Annotated in this window: 16 protein-coding genes; 10 read left to right on the forward strand and 6 right to left on the reverse strand. The window is 69.1% G+C overall.

From position 1 onward, the window contains the following. Nucleotides 1-11: 11 nt before the first annotated feature. Nucleotides 12-803, reverse strand: coding sequence for a 2-(1,2-epoxy-1,2-dihydrophenyl)acetyl-CoA isomerase PaaG (gene paaG / locus GQR91_RS00175; RefSeq protein ID WP_149682496.1), 792 nt, complete (start codon nt 801-803; stop codon nt 12-14). 180 nt (nt 804-983) lie between these two features. Here paaG and GQR91_RS00180 point away from each other — a divergent pair, with 180 nt between their 5' ends. After that, complete coding sequence (locus GQR91_RS00180) at nt 984-2,624, forward strand: flavin-containing monooxygenase (RefSeq protein WP_149682495.1); 1,641 nt, start codon at nt 984-986, stop codon at nt 2,622-2,624. Between the two features lie 40 nt (nt 2,625-2,664). Here the strand turns inward: GQR91_RS00180 and GQR91_RS00185 are convergent, their stop codons facing one another. Then, complete coding sequence (locus GQR91_RS00185) at nt 2,665-4,785, reverse strand: acetate--CoA ligase family protein (RefSeq protein WP_149682494.1); 2,121 nt, start codon at nt 4,783-4,785, stop codon at nt 2,665-2,667. A 161-nt stretch (nt 4,786-4,946) separates the two neighbouring features. Between GQR91_RS00185 and GQR91_RS19850 the strand changes: the two genes are divergently transcribed. Further along, the gene (locus tag GQR91_RS19850) at nt 4,947-5,744 is read left to right on the forward strand and encodes an IclR family transcriptional regulator (RefSeq protein WP_149682493.1); all 798 of its coding nucleotides are present in this window, start codon (nt 4,947-4,949) and stop codon (nt 5,742-5,744) included. Here the strand turns inward: GQR91_RS19850 and GQR91_RS00195 are convergent. Next, entirely contained in the window at nt 5,675-7,360 is a 1,686-nt protein-coding gene (locus GQR91_RS00195) for a long-chain-fatty-acid--CoA ligase (protein ID WP_211368523.1), read from the reverse strand. The two genes, GQR91_RS19850 and GQR91_RS00195, sit on opposite strands and share 70 nt — an antisense overlap. Before the next feature lie 183 nt (nt 7,361-7,543). Here GQR91_RS00195 and GQR91_RS00200 point away from each other — a divergent pair, with 183 nt between their 5' ends. The 4 genes from GQR91_RS00200 to GQR91_RS00215 all read left to right on the forward strand — a co-directional run bounded on the left by GQR91_RS00200 (nt 7,544) and on the right by GQR91_RS00215 (nt 11,381). Next, the gene (locus GQR91_RS00200) at nt 7,544-8,413 is read left to right on the forward strand and encodes an SMP-30/gluconolactonase/LRE family protein (RefSeq protein ID WP_149682492.1); all 870 of its coding nucleotides are present in this window, start codon (nt 7,544-7,546) and stop codon (nt 8,411-8,413) included. Nucleotides 8,414-8,487: 74 nt separating this feature from the next. After that, nucleotides 8,488-9,666, forward strand: coding sequence for an acyl-CoA dehydrogenase family protein (locus GQR91_RS00205; RefSeq protein WP_149682491.1), 1,179 nt, complete (start codon nt 8,488-8,490; stop codon nt 9,664-9,666). Nucleotides 9,667-9,679: 13 nt separating this feature from the next. Beyond that, nucleotides 9,680-10,792, forward strand: coding sequence for an acyl-CoA dehydrogenase family protein (locus GQR91_RS00210; RefSeq protein ID WP_149682490.1), 1,113 nt, complete (start codon nt 9,680-9,682; stop codon nt 10,790-10,792). Further along, the gene (locus tag GQR91_RS00215) at nt 10,746-11,381 is read left to right on the forward strand and encodes a nuclear transport factor 2 family protein (RefSeq protein ID WP_149682489.1); all 636 of its coding nucleotides are present in this window, start codon (nt 10,746-10,748) and stop codon (nt 11,379-11,381) included. Before GQR91_RS00210 ends, GQR91_RS00215 begins: the two co-directional genes overlap by 47 nt. Here GQR91_RS00215 and GQR91_RS00220 read toward each other — a convergent pair. After that, the gene (locus GQR91_RS00220; protein ID WP_149682488.1) at nt 11,295-12,053 is read right to left on the reverse strand and encodes an SDR family NAD(P)-dependent oxidoreductase; all 759 of its coding nucleotides are present in this window, start codon (nt 12,051-12,053) and stop codon (nt 11,295-11,297) included. The genes GQR91_RS00215 and GQR91_RS00220 overlap by 87 nt on opposite strands. A 177-nt stretch (nt 12,054-12,230) precedes the next feature. Between GQR91_RS00220 and GQR91_RS00225 the strand changes: the two genes are divergently transcribed. Both GQR91_RS00225 and GQR91_RS00230 read left to right on the forward strand, forming a co-directional pair. Then, entirely contained in the window at nt 12,231-13,751 is a 1,521-nt protein-coding gene (locus GQR91_RS00225) for an SDR family oxidoreductase (RefSeq protein ID WP_235904037.1), read from the forward strand. 13 nt (nt 13,752-13,764) lie between these two features. Continuing rightward, nucleotides 13,765-14,529 carry an enoyl-CoA hydratase/isomerase family protein gene (locus tag GQR91_RS00230; protein WP_149682487.1) on the forward strand — a complete coding sequence of 255 codons (765 nt, stop codon included), beginning with the start codon at nt 13,765-13,767 and terminating at the stop codon, nt 14,527-14,529. A 12-nt stretch (nt 14,530-14,541) separates the two neighbouring features. Here GQR91_RS00230 and GQR91_RS00235 read toward each other — a convergent pair whose 3' ends face one another. Next, nucleotides 14,542-14,973 (reverse strand): acyl-CoA thioesterase, encoded by a 432-nt coding sequence (locus GQR91_RS00235; RefSeq protein WP_149682486.1) that lies wholly within the window; start codon nt 14,971-14,973, stop codon nt 14,542-14,544. 175 nt (nt 14,974-15,148) lie between these two features. On the opposite strand from GQR91_RS00235, the gene GQR91_RS00240 reads away from it, so the two are divergent. Continuing rightward, nucleotides 15,149-16,276 carry a zinc-dependent alcohol dehydrogenase family protein gene (locus GQR91_RS00240; RefSeq protein ID WP_149682485.1) on the forward strand — a complete coding sequence of 376 codons (1,128 nt, stop codon included), beginning with the start codon at nt 15,149-15,151 and terminating at the stop codon, nt 16,274-16,276. An 88-nt stretch (nt 16,277-16,364) separates the two neighbouring features. Then, the gene (locus GQR91_RS00245) at nt 16,365-18,305 is read left to right on the forward strand and encodes an alkyl/aryl-sulfatase (RefSeq protein ID WP_149682484.1); all 1,941 of its coding nucleotides are present in this window, start codon (nt 16,365-16,367) and stop codon (nt 18,303-18,305) included. A 7-nt stretch (nt 18,306-18,312) separates the two neighbouring features. On the opposite strand, the gene GQR91_RS00250 is transcribed toward GQR91_RS00245, so the two are convergent. Next, nucleotides 18,313-19,695 (reverse strand): MFS transporter, encoded by a 1,383-nt coding sequence (locus GQR91_RS00250; RefSeq protein ID WP_160146773.1) that lies wholly within the window; start codon nt 19,693-19,695, stop codon nt 18,313-18,315. Nucleotides 19,696-19,900 lie beyond the last annotated feature (205 nt).

The following is a 19,900-nucleotide window of genomic DNA, read 5'->3' on the forward strand; positions in this document are numbered from 1 at the left end:
TTCGCCCGGGATCAACGACCGGTATAGCGCGGCGCCCGCTTGTCGATGAAGGCGGACACGCCCTCGCGATAATCGGCGCTGCGCCCCAGCGCGCGCATCGCGTCGCGCTCAAGGACCAACGCCTCCGGCAAAGACCACGACCAGGTATCGCGGATCAGCCGCTTCGTGGCGGCATGGCCGAGCGTGGGGCCGGTGGCGAGCCGCGCGGCGAGTGCGCCGGCCACGCCCGGCAGGTCCGCATCGTCCACCGTCTGCCAGATCAGGCCCCAGCGTTGTGCATCCTCGGCCGTGACCGGATCGCCGGTCAGCGCCAGCGCGAGTGCCCGCGCCTGCCCCACCAGGCGCGGCAGGATCCACGTGCCCCCGGAATCGGGTACCAGCCCCAGCCTGGCGAACGACAGCACGAACCGCGCCGACCGCGCTGCGACCACGATGTCGCAGGCCAGCGCGATGCTGACCCCCGCCCCCGCCGCCACGCCGTTCACCGCGCAGACCACGGGCTTGGGCATGGTCGTCAGCCGGGCGATCAACGGGGCATAATGGCGGTCGATCGACGCGCCCAGGTCGACCGCCTCCCCGTCCGGGGCGGCGCGCCGCTCCGACAGGTCCTGCCCCGCGCAGAAGCCGCGTCCCGCCCCGGTCAGCAGCACCGCGCGCACATCGTCATCGGCTTCGGCACGCTCCAATGCGGCGGCCAGCTCGGCATGCATGTCCGCCGTGAAGCTGTTCAGCCGCTCCGGCCGGTCGAGCGTGATCCGGCACAGATGGTCCTGCGTTTCCACGGCGATCGTGCGCTGCGTCATCGGCGGTGTCCCTTCCCCCTGTATCCCGCAAGGCTACGCTGCGCGGCCACGCGGCGAAAGCATGCCGGCCGCTTCGCGCGTATGTGATTTTGCCGCGCGCCATGACGTTATCCACCCGGTTTCGCGCGCCACGCCGCATGATGGCTGTGCAGGTGTGGAGAGGTCTGAATGGATACGCGAATGAACGAGCGCGACGATGCGGGAACGACGCACCGCCTCGATGCGGTGGTGGTGGGTGCCGGCTTTGGCGGGATGTACGCAGCCTATCGCCTGCGTGAGATGGGGCTGTCGTTCGTGGGGATCGAGGCGGGCGGCGACGTGGGCGGCGTATGGTATTGGAACCGCTATCCGGGCGCGCGCTGCGACCTGATGTGCGTCGATTACAGCTATTCCTTCTCCCCGGAAATCGAGCAGGAATGGACCTGGTCGGAGCAGTTCGCCGGACAGCCCGAAATCCTGGCCTATGCGAACTATGTCGCCGACCGGCTTCACCTGCGCCCGCATTTCCGCTTCGGCACCCGCGTGACCGCAGCGACATGGGATGACCATCGACGCATCTGGGTGGTGGAAACCGACGCCGGCGATACCTTGGAGGCGCGCTACTGCGTAATGGCGACCGGCCCTTTGTCGATCCCCAAGGACCCGGAGATCACCGGGCTGGACCGGTTCGCAGGCGACCTTTACCGCGCGGCGAAATGGCCGCACCACGAGGTCGACTTCGCGGGCAAGCGGGTCGGCGTGATCGGCACCGGTTCCACCGGCATCCAGATTGTGCAGGAAGTTGCCAAGGAAGCCGGCGAACTCTACGTCTTCCAGCGCACGCCCAGCTTCACCATGCCGATGCGCAACGACCCGCTCGATCCCGAATATGCCGCGGAGATCAAGCGCAACTATCCCGGCCTGCGTGCCGCCGCCTGGGCCAGCAACCTGGGCGGGGTGCGACCGTCGACCACGCGCCCCTTCTTCAGCCTGCCCCGCGCCCAGCGCGAGCAGCTGATGGAGGATGCGTGGAAGATGGGAGGCCATGCCTTTCTCGGCACCTTTTCGGACCTGCTGTTCAATCCCGAGGCGAACGAGCAGGTGGCCGAGTTCGTGCGCGGCAAGATCGGCGAGATCGTCGAGGATCCGGAAACCGCCGAGGCGCTCAAGCCGCGCGGCTACCCGATCTTCGCGCGGCGCCCATGCCTGGACACCAGCTATTACCAGTCGTTCAATCAGCCCAACGTCCATCTCGTCGACTGTCTCAAATACCCGATCCGCCGGATCACCGAAGCGGGGATCGAGACAGAACAGGGGGAGGTGGCGCTCGACGCCCTGATCCTCGCCACCGGCTATGACGGGCTGACCGGCGCGCTCACCGCCTTCCCGGTCAAGGGCCGCCACGGCCGCGAACTGCGCGACAAGTGGAAGGGCGGCGCCCATTCGTGGCTGGGGCTGATGGTGGAGGGGTTCCCGAACCTGTTCATGATCTGCGGCGCGAACGGCCCTGCGGCGCTGGCGAACATCATCTCGATCAACGAGCTGAACGTCGACTGGCTATGCGACCTACTACGCTACATGGAACGCAACGACCTCGCCACGTTCGAGCCGGACCCGGATGCGGAGGAGCGCTGGATGGAGGAAGTGCGCGCGTTGTCCGAACGGACGCTGATGTCGAAGGCGCAGACATGGTATGTCGGCGCCAACGTGGCGGGCAAGGCACAGGGCCTGACGCTGTTCACCGGCGGCTTCGCCAAATATGCCGAGCATTGCCGGGTGGCGGCGCAGAACGGCTATCCCGACCTGATGTTCGAGCGGGAGGACGCCCCCGTTCCGGCGTAAAGCCGGGCGGGGGCGGCGGCGAGCGGCGCGATACCGCCGCTCAGCCGCCACCCTCCCTCGTCAGGACCAGCGCGTCGAGCGGTTGTGCACCCTGCCCTTGCGGCATCACCTTCAGGGGGTTGATATCGACCCCGGCCAGCCGGTCGGCATTGGCGGCGGCGAAGCGCGACAGCGCCGCCAGCGTGTCCGCCAGCGCCGCCACGTCCGCCGGCTCCGCACCGCGCACCCCGCGCAGCAGGGCGGCGGCGTTCGTCTCGGCGATCATGCGATGCGCCTCGCCTACGTCGAAGGGCACCGCGCGGAAGGTGACGTCCTTCAGCACCTCGACGAAGATGCCGCCCAGCCCGAACATTACCACCGGCCCCAGCGTGGCATCGATGTGGATACCCGCGATCGTCTCCACCCCGCCCGCGATCATCGGGGCGACCAGCACGCCCTCGATCCGGGCGCCCGGCGCGGCCATCGCGGCGCGCGCGAGCAGCGTTTCGGTCGCCGCCGTCACCGCCGCCGCATCGGCGACGCCGACCATCACCCCGCCGACCTCGGTCTTGTGGGCGATGTCGGGCGAGCAGATCTTGACCACCACCGGAAAACCGATCGTGCGTGCCGCTGCCGCCGCCTCCTCGGGATTGCGTGCGAGCCGCTCGTTGGGGAAGGCGATGCCCGCCGCGCCGAGCACGGCCTTGGCGCCATGCTCGCTGAGCGGCCCGGTCGCGCGGAACGGCGCCGGCAGCGGCACCGCCGCCATCTTCGGCCGCGCGAAACTCTCGCGGAATCGTACCAGCGCGCCCAGCGCCCCGGTCAGCGCGACGCTGTCGTCGAAGACGAGGAAGCCGCGTTCTTCATAGGCGCGCACCGCCGCCGCGGGTGCGTTCATCGTCACCGCACGCAGCACGCCGCTGTTCGCCGCCGCCGCGTCCAGCGCCTCGGCCAGCCGCTCGGCATAGCTGGGCAGCGCCGGCGCGGTGCCCAGGATCGCGGCGAACATGTCATAGCCGCCGCGCTCGATCATCGTCCCGATATAGCGGCTCATCAATGGCAGATCGGTCATGGCCTGCGCGGTGGCGTCGACCGGATTGACCGGCGAGGCATAGGGGAGCAGCGCCTTCAGTTCCGCCTGCGCCTTATCGGGCATCGGCGCCACGTCCAGTGCGGCGGCATCCGCATCGTCCGCCATCTGGATGCCCAGCCCGCCGGACATGGTGAAGATGCCCAGCGTGTTGCCCGAAGGATAATGGCCCCGCGCGCAGGCATAGGCGACATCGATCTGCTCGGCGGTGCTGCGCGCGCGGTGCACGCCATATTGCCGGCATACCGCGTCGAACACCGCATCCGATCCGGCGAGTGCCGCGGTATGGCTGCCCACCGCGCGCGCGCCCACGTCGGAACGGCCGACCTTCATCATGACGATCGCGACGCCGCGTTCGCGTGCCCGCTCCAGCGCGGCGAAGAAGGTCTCCCGCCGCCGGATGCCCTCGGCATAGGCGATGACCACGCGCACGTCGTCGCGCTCCACCGTCCAGAGCAGCGCCTCCGCCAAATCGACGTCGCCCTCGTTGCCCGTGGTGATCCAGTGCCGGATGCCCAAACCGCGCGTGCGCGCGAGTTGCGCGACATGCGAGCCATAGGCGCCGCTCTGCGAGACGATCGCGACCGGGCCGGGGGTGAGGAACGCCTCGTCCAGCATGATCGAGAAGGTGCCGTAATAACCGGTCGCCGCATCCGCCGCGCCCAGGCAATTGGGGCCGAGCAGCCGCATGCCGCCGGCACGCGCGGCATCGGCGATGCGCCGCTGCTCCGCGACGCCCGCCTCCCCCATCTCCGCAAAGCCCGCCGCAAAGACGATCGCCCCCTTCACTCCCGCGGCCGCACACGCCTCCACCGCCTCCAGCGTCGCCGCCGCAGGTACCGCCAGCAGCGCAAGATCGGGCGCTGCGGGCAGCGCCGCCACCGACGCGAAGGCCGGTACGCCCTGCACCGTCACCCGCTTGGGATTGACCGGATAGATCGCCCCATCGAAGCCGCTGCGCCGCAGATAGGCCAGCGGTCGCCCGCCGATCCGCGCAGGGTCGTCCGAGGCCCCCACCAACGCGATCGAGCGCGGCGAGAAAATCGCGTCCAGGCCGCCATTCGCGCGCCCGCCATTCGCCGGTGCGTCCATCGTCTTCCCCTCCGTCATGTCTCCCGTGACGCTCTCACAGGATGCGCGCCACGGCGCGATCGTGCCGACCCGGCCCGCACCTTTCATATCCGTGATTTGGCATTCGCCACCGTGCGGCGGTATGATGCTGTCATAACAGTGGGAAAGAGGAGCGGGGCGCAGTGCAGCGGCGAGTGGTGAAATCGGCGGCGCGCACGCTGGAGGTGCTGGAACTGTTCGCCGAGCGGCGCGAACCGATGCACCTCAACGAAATCTACATCGCGCTTGGCTACCCGCAGTCCAGCACCACTAACCTGTTGAAAAGCATGGTGATTGGTGGCTATCTCAACTATAATCGCAAAAGCCGCACCTATCTGCCCACCGACAAGGTCAGCCAGCTTGGCAACTGGATCGCGGGCTATGTCCGCTCGCACAACAATTACCGCGACATGCTGCTCGAACTGCAGCGCCGCACCGACGAAACGGTCGGGCTACAGACGCAGAACGATCTCTACATCCAGTATCTCTACCTCCACGAGCCCGACCATGCGCACAAGAACGTGCCGGTGGCGGGCACCATGCGGCTGATGGTGAATTCGGCCGGCGGACGCGCGATGCTCAGCCGGATGCCGGATCGCACGATCGACAAGATCTGCCGGTACACCAACCATTATGAACTGTGCTCGCCGCGGATCAACACCACCGACTTCATGCGCGAGATCGCCTGGATCCGGCAGACCGGCTATGCCTATCTGCCCAACATGCCGACCCCGGACGTCTCGGCCATCTGCTTCCCGTTGACCGAGGATGTCAACGGCACTCCGATGGCGGTCGGGGTCGGCGGGCTGGCGGAGCGTATCTCACGCAACAAGAGCGACATCGTGTCGATCATGCGCGAGGTGATCGCGCGCTACCGCCCCGTGCCCAGCTTCACCTCGACTCCGCCGGACGCGGAGGACGGGGCCGACGACGACAGGTGATCGCGGTAGCGTTCGCGCAAGGCCGCCTTCACCACCTTGCCCGATGCGGTATGCGGCAGGTCGTCCACCACGACGATATCGTCGGGCAACCACCAGCGCGCGACATGTTGCAAGAGGTGCGCGCGCATGTCGCCGGCATCGAATGCGACGTCCGGGTGCAGCCGCACCAGCAGCAACGGACGCTCCTGCCAGCTGGGATGCGCCACGCCGACCACCGCCGCCTCCGCCACCGCCGGGTGGGCGGCCGCGGCATTCTCCAGCTCGATCGACGAGATCCATTCGCCGCCCGACTTGATGACGTCCTTTGATCGGTCGGTGATCTGAAGGAAGCCGCGTGCGTCGATACGCCCGACGTCGCCGGTGTCGAACCAGCCATCCGCGTCCACCGCATCGGCCGCGGCGCCGAAATAGCGGTCGATCACCCAATGGCCGCGCACCTTGAGCGCGCCCGTCGCGGCATCGCCGACCGGCAGGCCGCGCCCGTCCTCGTCCTCGACGCGCAGCTCGACACCAAACACGCCGCGCCCCGCCTTGGCCCGCAGGTCCAGCGCCTCCTCGGGCGGCAGGTCCCGCTGGCATCCGAGCGGACGGCAGACCGCGGCGACCGGGCTGGTCTCGGTCATTCCCCATGCCTGCATCGTCTCCACGCCCAGCAGGTCGCGGAAGCGCTGAACCAGCGCGCGCGGGGTGGAGGCACCCCCGGTGAACACGCGGTCTAGGCGGAGCGCGGCGCGCGCCTCGGGATCGGCGTTCGCTGCGATATGGTCGAGCAGCATGAACCACACCGTCGGCACGCCGAGCGAGAAGGTCACCCGCTCGTCCCTGAGCAGCGCGAGCAGCGACGCACCGTCGAGCTGGTTGCCCGGCAGCACCAGCTTCGCGCCGCACATCGCCGCGCCGAACGGCACGCCCCAGGAATTGACGTGGAACATCGGCGGCAGCAGCAGCACGGTGTCGCAGGCCGACAGCGCCATCGAATCCGCTGCGCAGATGCCGAAGGCGTGGAGCAGGATCGAGCGATGGCTGTACAGGCACCCCTTGGGGTCGCCGGTCGTGCCAGAGGTGTAGCACAGGCTGGCCGCGTCGTTCTCGTCGAGCACCGGCCATTCGGCCAGCGGCGGTGCCAGTCCGAGCAGATCGGCATAGGAGAGATAACGCACACCGCCGGGCTGGTCTGCGGGTATGTCGCCCAGCACCACCACCGTGTGGACCTCCGGCAGCAGCGGAAGGATCGGTGTGACGATCGGCAAGAGGTCCGGATCGACACACAGGATGCGTGCGCCGCCGTGCGCGGTGACGTAGCGGACCTGGTCGGCGTGCAGTCGCGGATTGACGGTGTGCAGCACCATCCCCCCCGCGCTGATCGCATAATAGAGTTCGAGATGTGCCGCCCGGTTCCACGCCAGCGTCGCCACGCGATCCCCGCGCTCCGCCCCCAGCATCGCCAGCCCCGCGGCGGCCGCGCGCGCATTGGCCGCGATGCCCGCCCAGTGGCTGCGGACCACCCCGCCGTCGGCGGCCCGCGACACGACCTCGGTCGCGCCATGCTGGCGCGCGGCGTGGTCGATCAGCGCGCCCGTGGTCAGCGGCCATTGCTGCATCCCGCCCTTCAACATGGCGCATCCGCTCCTTCGTTCGTTTGTTGGCGCGATCGTGCACCCACGCCGCCTGTGGCTGAACCACGGTTGCTGCCATGGGGGCGAGAATCGCTCCTGTGATTTGGCGCGCGACCCGCGCGTGAGGCGCCGTTCCCCGCTCCGTCCGCACCTATCCTCTGCGGACAAGCGGGAGGAACCTGGATGAGCGAGCATATCCGCTTCGTCGGCGAGCAGCGCGCACGGCTCGGTGAAAGCCCGGTATGGGACGGCGCCCACGGTCACCTGTGGTTCGTGGATTCGATCGGCGGGCGCGTCGCGGCGTGCGACGAACGCGGCATGACCCGCGCCGACTGGTCGTTCGAGGGCACGATCGGCAGCATCGGCCTTGCCGGCAACGGGCTGGTCGCCGCGATGGAGGATGGCTTCCACCGCATCGACATGAACGGCCGCGCGCGCCCGCTCGCTTATGTCGGCGGCGGGCCGACCCTGCGCTTCAACGACGGCAAGATGGACCGTGTCGGACGCTTCCTCGCCGGCCAGCTCGAACGCTCCCCCGGCCCCACCCCCACCGCCGCCCTATGGCGCCTCGACGCCAACGGCATCACGCGACTGGAGGGGGGGCTCCGGCTGGTCAATGCGATCTGCTTCTCGCCCGCCGGCGACATGCTGTATTTCGCCGACAGTCTGGAGGGCACGATCCGCATTCACGACTATGGTCTGGATGGCATGCCGGGCGTGCGGCGCGGCACGATCGATTGCCGGCCCTGGGGATCCGGTCCCGATGGCGCGACGGTGGACCGCGACGGCAATATCTGGGTGGCGCTGGTCTTGGCCCAGTGCATCGTCTGCGTCTCGCCCGATGGCCGGCTGCTGCGGCGGGTCGAGCTGCCCATTCCCTACCCCGCCTGCCCGGCGTTCGGAGGCCCGGACCTAGCGACGCTGTTCGTCACCACCATTGCCGATTCCGGCCACCGCCTGCGCAGCGACCATCCCGACGCCGGCCGCCTGATCGCGATCGAGGGGCTGGGCGTGCGAGGCGTGGCGGAGGCGTGTTGGTCATCACATGCGTGAATAGCCCGGCCCCGTCGCGGGCAGCTTTGACGGGCACACCGCGCCGCGGCGATGCGGTCGGTCAGGAGAGTGACATGAACCTCAGCTTCGATGCCGCCGATCTCGCCTTCCGCGACGAGGTCCGCGAGTTTTTCCGTGATGGCATTCCTGAGAACTGGCGGCTGCGCGTGCAGGCCGGACTGCGGCTCGATCCGGCCGAACTGATCGAATATCAACGGCGGCTGCACGCGCGCGGTTGGGCCGCCCCGACATGGCCAAAGGAATATGGCGGCACCGGCTGGACGCCGACGCAGCAATATATCTTCTGGAGCGAGGCGAGCGAGGCCGGGGCACCGCCGCAATTCCACCAGGGGCTGGAATTGATCGGCCCGATCATCTTCACCTACGGCAATGCCGCGCAGAAGGAACGCTACCTGCCCGGCATCCTGACGTGCGACGACTGGTGGTGCCAGGGCTATTCGGAGCCGGGCGCGGGCAGCGACCTGGCCGCGCTGCGCACCCGCGCGGTGCGCGACGGCGACGATTATGTGGTGAACGGCCAGAAGATGTGGACCAGCTACGCGCACGTCGCCAGCCACGTCTTCCTGCTGGCACGTACCTCGCTCGAAGAAAAGCGGCAGCAGGGCATATCGCTGATCCTCGCGCCGATGGATACGCCCGGCTTCCGCGTCGCGAAGATCCCGACGATGGACGAGAAATATCATACCAACGAACTGTTTCTCGATGACGCACGCATCCCAACAGCCAATCTCGTCGGCGAGGAGGGCAAGGGCTGGGGTTACGGCAAGGTGCTGCTCGACCGCGAGCGGATGGTGACCGCGTCCACCGCGATCTTCCTCAAGCAGACCGTGTGGGCGGTGCGCGAGGCGGCGCGGGCGCGGCGCGTCGGCACGCGCGCGCTGATCGACACGCCCGATTTCGCGGCACAGCTGGCGCAGTTCGAAATCGAGGTGATCGCGCTCCAGACGATGGTCCTTCGCCTTATCACCGATGCCGCGGGGGGCGTGGATTCCGGGCCGCGCGGATCGATGGTGAAGCTGCGCTGGTCCAGTCTCTACCAGCGCGGGATGCTGCTGTGGCTGGAGGCGCTGGGACCGGAGATGGCGCATTTCTGCGCGGAGGATGACGCCACCCTGCCGCCCGACATGCCCGCCGTTATGCAGGGGATGCTCTATTCGCGCGTCACCTCGATCTATGGGGGGTCGAGCGAGATCCAGCACAATATCGTTGCGCGCCGCGCGCTTGGGCTTTGAAAGGGTCGCGTCCATGGACTTCACCTATTCCGACGAGCAGCAGATGCTGCGCGACAGCGTCGACCGGTTCGGCGCGGAGCGCTGGAACCCGGCGAAGCGCGTGCGCTTGCTGGAGAGCGGAGACGCCGCGCAGCGCTGGCGCGAGATGGCCGAACTCGGCTGGCTGATGCTGCCGATCGCGGAAGCGGATGGCGGTCTGGGCGGCGGTGCGATCGAGGTGATGGCGGTGGCCGAGGGCTTTGGTCGTCACCTGATCGTCGATCCCTGGGTCACCTCCTGCGTGCTCGTGCCGGCGCTGCTCGCGGGTGGCGGCGACGCCGCAGGCGCGGTGCTGGCGGCGATCGCGGCGGGCGAGGCGAAAGCGGCCGCCGGGCTGATCGAGCCGCATATGGGCTATGACATCGCGGAGGTAGCCTTGCGCGCCGAACAGGGGCCGGACGGGTGGCGGCTCACCGGCGAGAAGCTGCATGTCGAGGATGGTGCGGATGCCGACTGGTTCGTCGTCTCCGCCCGCACCGCGGGCACGCCCGGCGAGCGCGACGGCATCGGCCTGTTCCTGCTGCCGCGCGATGCCGCGGGCCTGACGGTGGAACGGTTCCGCGCGGTGGATCATCACCGCCACGCCCGGCTGCGCCTGGACGGCGTGACCGGCGCGACGGCGGTCGGCCCGGTGGACCACGCACTGCCGGTGATCGAGGCGGCCGTGGACCGCGCCATCGCCGCGCATCTGGCCGAGGCGGTCGGATCGATGGAGGCCGCGACCGCCGCGACGCTCGACCATCTGCGCACCCGGCAACAGTTCGGGGTCGCGATCGGCACTTTCCAGGTGCTTCAGCACCGCATGGTCGACATGACGATCGCGTGCGAGGAAGCGCGGGCGATGGCCGCCTATGCCACGCTCCATCTCGACGCCGCGCCGGCCGAGCGCATCCGCGCGGTCGCTGCCGGCAAGACGCGCGTCGGCGATTGCGGGCTGCATGTCGGGCAGGAGGCGATCCAGCTGCACGGCGGCGTCGGCTTCAGCGACGAACTGATCGTCAGCCACCACTTCAAGCGCCAGTTGATGCTCGATCAGGCGCATGGACCGCGTCATCATCACCGCAACCGCTTCGCGGCCGCTGCCTGAGATGGACCTGACCGAACTCGCCGCGCGGGAGGCGATCCGCGGCTGCCTGTACCGTTATTGCCGCGGCGTCGACCGCGCCGACGAGGCGGCGCTCCGCTCCGCCTACTGGCCCGACGCCACCGACCGGCACGGCCCCTATCAGGGCGATGCGGAGGGGTTCGTCGTCTGGGCGATGACCGCGCTACGGCAGGCCGAACGTTCGATCCACCGCATCACCAATGTGCTGATCGCGTTCGACGATGCCGATACGGCGCGGGTGGAAAGCTGCTTCGACGCCCGTCAGCGCCAGCCCGACCCTGCGGGGCGGATGCGACAATGGGATCTCGCCGGCCGCTATCTCGATCGCTTCGAACAGCGCGGCGGCGCGTGGCGCATTGCCGACCGGCTGGTGGTGTATGACTGGGTCGAGGAGATGCCGGTGCCCCATGGCGGGGAGGCGGAACGGTTCGGCGTGCGCCAGCCGATCGGCGCGCCCTTTCCGCACGATCCGCTCTACGCCTTCCTACGGCATGAACGCGTGACCGATCCCGCCGTCGACCGCCAGCGACTGGCCGGTGACGAAGCCGGCGCGGTCGGACGCGAGCCATAGCGCCGCCTGCGCGATGTCGCCGGTTTCCGCGATGCGGCCGAGCGGATGCTGCGTGACGCGACGCGACAGCGTCTCCGGCGACAGGATCGCCTTCACCCCCTCGGTCGCGACGGTGGTCGGGGCGACCGTGTTGACGCGGATGCCGCGCGGCCCGAGTTCGACCGAGGCGGCACGGGTCAGCCCGTCCACCCCGGCCTTGATCCCTGCATAGAGCAGCGAATTGGGGCTGCCGAGCCGGCCCGCCATCGACCCGATATTGACGATCGCACCGCCCCCCCCGGCCATCGCGTCCGCCGCGGCCTGGATCCCCCACACCACACCGTCGAACCCGACCCCTGCCATGCGCGCCAACGTGTCCGGCGCTATGTCGGCGATCGGCTCGTAGCGATTCCACATCGCGTTGTTGACCATCACGTCCAGCGCGCCGAACGCCGCGACCGTCTCCGCCACCGCAGCCTGCACCGCCCCCCGATCCGATACATCGGCCCCCAGTCCGATCGCCCGTCCGCCCGCCGCGACGATCCCCCCCGCCACCGCCTGCGCCCAGTGCTGTTTGAGGTCCAGCACCGCGACCGCCGCACCCTCGGCGGAGAACAGCTCGGCGATGGCCCGCCCCAGCCCGCGCGACGCGCCGGTGACCAGCGCCACCTTGCCCTCGAGTTCGCCCGCCATCGCTCGCTCCTCTACCTTATGCAATTGCGGGCTAACAGCACGGCGCCACGCTGACACGCGACCACGAGGGGGCAACCGATCATATCGCCATGATGATATAGCCGGTTCGCGAAGACGTCCGATTGGGCGCGCGCGCAGGCGGGGCCATCATGATGCGATGAGGAACAGGACAGAACCGTGACGCAGGGCGGGCGCATCGTGATGGTGACTGGCGCGGCAGCCGGGATCGGGTTGGCGAGCGCCGTTGCCTTTGCCGGGGTGGGGGATCGGGTGATCCTTGTCGATCGGGACGGGGAAGCGGCGCGGGGCGCGGCGGCGCGGATGGGCGGCGCGGCGGTCGCGTTGCCGGTCGATGTAAGCGACGAGGAAGGCGTTCGGCGGGCCGTCGCCGCGGTCGCGCGCGATCATGGCCGTATCGATGTCCTGATCAGCAACGCCGGCGTGGTCGACCCCGCCGCCCATTCCGTGCTCGACCTGCCGCTGGACGTGCTCGACCGGCTGATCGCGGTGAACGTGGAGGGCGGCTTCCTCGTCTCGCGCGAGGTGGCACGGGTCATGGCTGCGCAAGCCGGTGGCGGCGCGATCGTGCATCTGGCGTCCGGCGCGGCGCTACGCGCGCTGCCGAACCGCGCCGCCTATAGCATGACCAAGGCCGCGATCCTCGGGCTGGTGCGCGCCACCGCGTGCGAATGGGCATCGGGGGGCATTACGGTCAACGCGGTGCTGCCCGGCTATACCGCGACCGAAATCCTGCTGGCGCTGGAAGCGCAAGGGAGGTTCGATCGCGCGCGGGCCGCCGCCGCCGTTCCGCTCGGACGCCTTGCCGACCCGGCGGACATCGCCTCGGCGATCCTGCATGTCGCGGGCGCACGCTACATGACCGGCGCCTCGCTGGTGGTGGACGGCGGCGTGGATGCGTTTGGCGGGGCGGGCGCAGCGTCCGCCGCACCGGCCCCGATCGCCCCGGATGCCGGCCCGGCGATCGTCACCGGCGGTGCGTCCGGTATCGGTGCCGCGATCGCGAAGCGATTGGCAGCCGACGGGCGAAAAGTCGTGATCCTCGACCGCGAACCGACGCCCGGCGGGATCACACTCGACATCGCCGATCATGCCGCGGTCGGGCAAGCGGTGACCGAGATCGCCGCCCGTCACGGCCCGCCGGCAATCCTTGTCAACAATGCCGGCGTCGCGGATGCGTTCGCCCCGACCGTGACCCAGGAACGCGCCGACTTCCGCCGCGTGTTCGACGTCAACGCGACCGCCGCGCTGCTCACCGCCCGCGCCGTCGCGCCGCACATGGTGGCAGCGGGCGGCGGCACGATCGTCAACCTGTCGTCGATCGCGGCGAGCGGCGGACTGCCGACGCGCAACGCCTATTGCGCGGCCAAGGCCGGGGTCACGATGCTGACCCGCAGCCTGGCGTGCGAATGGGCCGCGCACGGCATTCGCGTCAATGCGGTCGCACCCGGCTATATCGCCACCCCCGGCGTCGCCGCGCTGGAGCGCGCCGGCAAGCGCGACCTGAGCGCCGTCCGCCGCCGCATCCCCCTTGGCCGGCTCGGCACCCCGGAGGAGATCGCCGCCACCGTCGCCTGGCTCGCCTCCCCCGCTTCGGCCTATGTCACCGGGAGCGTGTGGCACGTCGATGGCGGCTGGACCGCCTATGGCGACGCCGGGCCGGCATCCGATATCCGATAACAGGAGAGAGACAATGAGCGTGATCGATCTGGAGGTCGCCGACGGCGTTGCGGTGGTGACCATGAACAACCCGCCGGTGAACGCGCAGTCGATGGAGTTCATCGAGGAGCTGACCGCCACCTTCGACACCTTCAACGATCGCGACGACGTGCGGTGCGTGGTGCTGACCGGGCGCGGCAAATGCTTTTCGGCGGGCGCGGAACTGAAGAACCGCGTCGACCTGTCCGCGCCCGGCGCCCGCTGGGCACGCAACCGCAAGGTGCGCGAGATCGGCTATTCGATCCAGGACAATGCCAAGCCGACGATCGCGGCGGTAAACGGCCCGGCATTGGGTGCGGGCATGGGGCTGGTGTCGATGTGCGACATCATCGTCGCGTCGGAGAACGCGAGCTTTGGCCTGCCCGAGATCGATGTCGGCTTGATGGGCGGCGGCAAGCACACGATGCGGTTCATCCCGCATTCGCTGGCGCGGCGGATGATGCTCACCGGCTACCGCGCCCCCGCCAGCGAACTTTACCGCCGCGGCATCATCGAGGCGTGCCTGCCCGCCGAGGAACTGATGCCCTATTGCCTCGACATGGCGCGCACGATCGCCAGGAAGAGCCCGCTGGCGGTCCGCCTCGCGAAAGACAGCATGCGCACGATCGAGAACATGACGCTGCGCGACGGCTATATCTACGAACAGGGCAATACCGCGAAGCTGGCGCAGTCACGGGACGCCGCCGAGGCGGTCGCGGCGTTCGTCGAAAAGCGCGAGCCGGTGTTCGAGGGGCGGTAACCGCCCGTCCGGCTAGCGCAACGTTTCCAGCCGCTCCCGCCACGCACCGGGGAGCGGCACCGGACGCCGCGTCGCGCGATCGACATAGACATGGGTGAACAGCGCCTCGGCCGCCGCCTCGGCGACATCCGACACGAACGCACCCAGCCGGTAGGTGACACTGGACGTGCCCAGCCGGTCGAGCATCACGCCGATCTCCACCGGCTCGGGGTAGGCGACGGAGCGGGCGTAACGGCACTGCGTCTCCACCACCAGGCCGATCGGATCGCCGTGCGCCACGTCCAGCAAACCGGCCGCGATCAGCCAGTTGTTCACGGCGGTGTCGAACCAGTGATAATAGATCGCATTGTTGACGTGCCCATAGGCATCGTTGTCGCTCCACCTCGTGACGATCGGTTGCCACCAGCGATAGGCGGTACGCGGCCGCAATGTCTCCCGTGCCATAGTCTCTCCTCCTGCCACCCTGCCCTAGCCGGGTGTATCCGGCCGAGGGAACGCGTGTCCGATCCCGGACGCAATATCCGGTGCGCGATTAAGGCAGGCCCTTGACCCGTAACGGGTTGCCGCTTGCCGCTCGTCGTTCCACCGTGCGGCGTCACGAAAAGGGATACCATCCGGCATGAAGATCGAGGCCGCCGTCCTGCGCCAGCGTGGCGCGCCGCTCCCCTATGCTGACAGCCGTCCGCTCGCCATCGAGACGCTGGAGCTGGACCCGCCGGGCAAAAGCGAGGTGCTGGTGCGGATCGCGGCGGCGGGCCTGTGCCATTCCGACCTGTCGGTCATCAACGGCGACCGGCCCCGGCCGGTGCCGATGGCGTTGGGGCATGAGGCGGCGGGGGTGGTCGAGGCGCTGGGCGAGGGCGTGGACGACCTGGCGGTCGGCGACCATGTCGTGATGGTGTTCATGCCGAGTTGCGGCCACTGCCTGCCCTGTGCCGAGGGGCGGCCGGCGCTGTGCGGCCCCGGCGCGGTGGCGAACGGGGCGGGCACGCTGCTGTCGGGCGGCACGCGGCTGCACGATGCGGACGGGGCCGTGCATCATCATCTCGGCTGTTCGGCCTTTGCCAGCCATGCAGTCGTTTCGCGGCGGTCGCTGGTCAGGATCGATGCCGACCTGCCGCTGCACGAGGCGGCGCTGTTCGGTTGCGCGGTGCTGACCGGTGTGGGCGCGGTGGTGAACACCGCCGCGGTAAAGGCGGGACAGACCGTCGCGGTCATCGGCCTGGGCGGCGTCGGGCTGGCGGCCGTGCTGGGCGCGGTGGCGGCCGGCGCAGCACAGGTGATCGCCGTCGACCTGTCGGACGACAAGCTTTCGCTCGCCCGCGAATTGGGGGCCACGGCGGTGGTGAAGGCGGGTGCGGAGGCGGTGGAGCATGTCCGCACGCTGACCAACGGCGGTTGCGACGTGGTGCTGGAAATGGCGGGTTCGGTGCGCGCCCTGGAAAGCGCGGTGGCGATGACCCGGCGCGGCGGCACCACCGTCACCGCCGGGCTCCCTCCACCCGATGCCGCCTTGCCGGTCAATGTCGTGGCACTAGTCGGCGAGGAGCGCACGCTGAAGGGCAGTTACATCGGCACCTGCGTGCCGGCGCGCGACATCCCGCGCTATGTTGCCCTTTACCGCGCCGGGCGGCTGCCGGTCGACCGGCTGGTCAGCGGCTATCTGACGCTTGCCGACATCAATCGCGGCTTCGACGATCTGCACGCCGGACGCGCGGTACGCCAGATCGTGCGGTTCGAGGCATGAGACGCGGCCGTGCCCCCGCGCCCCTGCGACCGGCACGCCGGTGGCGGAAAACGCGCTGTTGGTCGCCAACGACATACGGGTTCCCGATATGATGACGACATTTCTCCTGCGCGCCGCCCTCGTTTCGATGACGGCCCTCACCACCGCGACCGCCGCCGGGCAGACGCCGCAGGCGGCCACGCCCGCCACCACCGACGCGCTGCGCGACGCGACGGCCGGATTGCGCTGGTCGGATCGCGAGGATTTCGAACTCGCCGCGCGTGGCTTCATTGCCGGCGTGCCGGGTGACAAGATCCTGACCGACGATGGCCGCACGATCCGCGATCTGGCGGTCCAGCCGCTCTATGCGGGGGACGCGCCGCCCACCGTCAATCCCAGTCTGTGGCGCAACGCGCAGCTTCATGCGCGCTCGGGCCTCTTCAAGGTCACCGACCGCATCTATCAGGTGCGCGGCATCGAACTGGCGAACATGACGCTGGTGCTGGGCAAGACCGGTTTCATCATCGTCGACACGCTGACCACGACGCAAAGCGCCAAGGCAGCGCTGGCCTTGGCCCGCGCGCATCTGGGCGATCGGCCGGTGACCGGCGTGATCTACACGCACAGCCACGTCGATCATTATGGCGGTGCAGGCGGCGTCATCACCGAGAAGGAGGCGGAGCAACGCCACGTCCCGATCATCGCGCCGCAAGGCTTTCTGAGGGAGGTGATATCCGAAAACGTCATTGCCGGGCCGGCGATGAGCCGGCGCGCGGGCTATGCCTTCGGCCATTTGCTGCCACTCGGCCCGCAAGGCGTGGTGAGCGACGGGATCGGCCCGTCGTTCAGCCGGATCGGCACCGCAACCGGCACCGTCTCGCTGATCAAGCCGACCGTCGACATCGAACGGACCGGACAGCGGCTGACGGTGGATGGTGTCACCATCGAATTCCAGATGACGCCGGGCACCGAGGCGCCGGCGGAGATGAACATCTTCTTTCCCGAGCTGCGCGCGTTGAACATGGCGGAAAACGCCAACGGCTCGCTCCACAACATCCTGACGCTGCGCGGGGCGCAGGTGCGCGACGCCAAGGCCTGGGCCGACGGGCTGACCGAGTCGCTGGCCCGCTATGGCGACCGGACCGATGTGGTGCTCGCCTCGCATTTCTGGCCGCGATGGGGCCACGACCGGATCGTCGATTATCTGTCCGCCCACCGGGACGCGTATAAATATCTGCACGACCAGAGCGTTCGGATGATGAATCTGGGCCTGAACGGCACGGAGATCGCCGAGCGGCTGCGCCTGCCGCCGCCCCTGGCCGCACGCTGGTTCAACCGCGGTTACTACGGGAGCCTCAATCACGACACCAAAGCGGTCTATCAGCGCTATCTCGGCTGGTATGACGGCAATCCCGCCAACCTGAACCCCCTTCCCCCCGAAGAGGCGAGCAAGCGCTATGTCGCGGCCATCGGCGGCGGGGCGGCGGTGCTGGAACAGGGAAAGGCGGCGATCGCGGCCGGCGAGTATCGTTGGGCAAGCGAGCTGTTGTCCCGGCTGGTCTTTGCCGAACCGGCGAACCGCGCCGCGCAACTGGTGCTGGCGGACAGCCTGGAGCAACAGGGATATCAGGCGGAAAGTTCGATGTGGCGCAGCATCTTTCTTTCGGGGGCGAAGGAGCTGCGCGACGGAGGGGCGAAGAAGGCGGGGTTCGATTCGATCGGGGGCACGCTGCCGACGCTGCCGCTCGGATCGATCCTGGACCTGCTGGCGGTGCGGCTGGTGCCGGAGCGGGCGCTGGCGGCGCCGCAGGATTTCGACCTGGTGCTGGAGGACGGGGCGGAGGCCGAGCGGGTGGAGGTGCGCAACGGCGTTCTGGTTCACCGTCCGATCGATGTCGCCGCGGTGCGCAGCGACCATGCCGTTCGCATGTCGCGCGCCACGTTCGTTCAAGCCGTGACCGGCAAGCAGGCGCCGAGCCAGCTGGCCCGCTTCGCCACGCTGTTCGAGGCACCACCCGGCGGCTTCGGCCTGGTGACGCCCGGGCCCTGAGAGCCGGTCAACCGGCCGCGGCGATACCGCGGGTGCGCACGATGCGGATCGCGAACAGCATCAGCACGGTCGCCAGTGGCCCGAACACCGCGGCCATGACCGACAGCGAGACGTTCAACCGCTCCGCCCCCAGGACGTTGTCGGTCAATGCGCCGACCAGCACCGACCCAAAGGCGCCGCCGGTCAGGTTGACCAGCGCCATGTAGAAGCCGGTGAACAGCGCGCGCATCCGCGGCGGTGCCACCGCCACGATCAGGATGAACACGCTGGTCACCGACATGGCGGACACGAACATGTTGATCGCGGCAAAGGCCACCGCGCTGCCGCGGTCGGGCATCAGCGGTCCGGCAAAGGTGGTCACCGCCAGCGTCGCCATGCAACCCAGTGTCAGGGCGAACGGCGACAGCACCATGCCGAAGCGCCGGCCCAGCGCCCGCTGCACCGGCGCGGCGCCCAGACAACCAGCCATGCCGCCCAGGAGGAAGGCCGGGCCATAGGTCCATGCCACGTCCTGCGCGGTCATGCCGTGCGAGCGCATCAACATCGCCGGGTACCAGTTAAGCAGGCCATAATTGTTCATGCTCCAGGCAACCACCGATGTGGCGAGCAGCGTGACGAGCGCGGCGTTGGCCCGCACGAAGCGCCAGGCACCGCCATGCGCCGGCGCGGGCGCATCGGGCGATGCACGCTGCCGATCGCGCACCGTGGCGAGCAGCAGCACGGCGAGCACGACGCCGGGTATGGCGAGCAGGACGAAGACCATGCGCCATCCCTCCAGCACCCCGACCAGCGGCAGCTGCTGCGGCGGCCGCGCGGCGAGTTCGGCGAGCAGCTTGCCGCCGCCCATCATCGCCAGCCCGCCGCCGACGTACAGGCCGGTGGTGAACAGGCCGAGAGGCCGCTGCACGCGCGTGGCGTCGAACCGATCGGAAATGATGCTGACCGCGGCTGGGTTCAGCCCCGCCTCCCCCACGCCGACCAGCATCCGCGCGACGAACAGCAGCGCGAAGCCGCCGGCCAGCCCGCTGACCAGCGTCCCCGCGGACCACACGATGATGCATGCGGCAAGCACAGGCATCCGCCGTCGCCCGTCCAGCACCCGCGCGAGAAAGATGCCGCCGATCACGTAGAGCACGGCAAAGGCCGTGCCGACCACCAGACCGACCTGTTTGTCGCTCAGCGCCAGATCCGCCTTGATCGGCTCCACCAGGAAGCTGAGGATGACGCGGTCGACATAGCCGAGCACCGATACCGCGAACAGGGTCGCGACCACATACCAGTCATAACCGGTGGGCACGCCCGGCGACGCGGGTGCCGCAGGGGGCAGCTCGATCGGGATCGCCGCCACGTCAGGCCGCTCCATGGTGCGTACGCCGGTGAACCTCGACATGCGGCATCTCAACTCTCCTGTCCCGGGCGCGCGGGTTGACCCCGCTTCATCCAGCTTCGGACGATGCGCGTTTTTTGCCGCCATGGGCCAATGCCGGCAACGCGCGCTGCGAAAATCGGCATCGTGATTTCCGCGACGGCCACGCTGCTCGCGATTGATAAAGCGTCCGCCTGGGTCGCTTGTTGGGGCCAGGAGACCGCAGGAG

Source organism: Sphingomonas carotinifaciens (assembly GCF_009789535.1).
GTDB classification, from domain to species: Bacteria; Pseudomonadota; Alphaproteobacteria; order Sphingomonadales; family Sphingomonadaceae; genus Sphingomonas; species Sphingomonas carotinifaciens.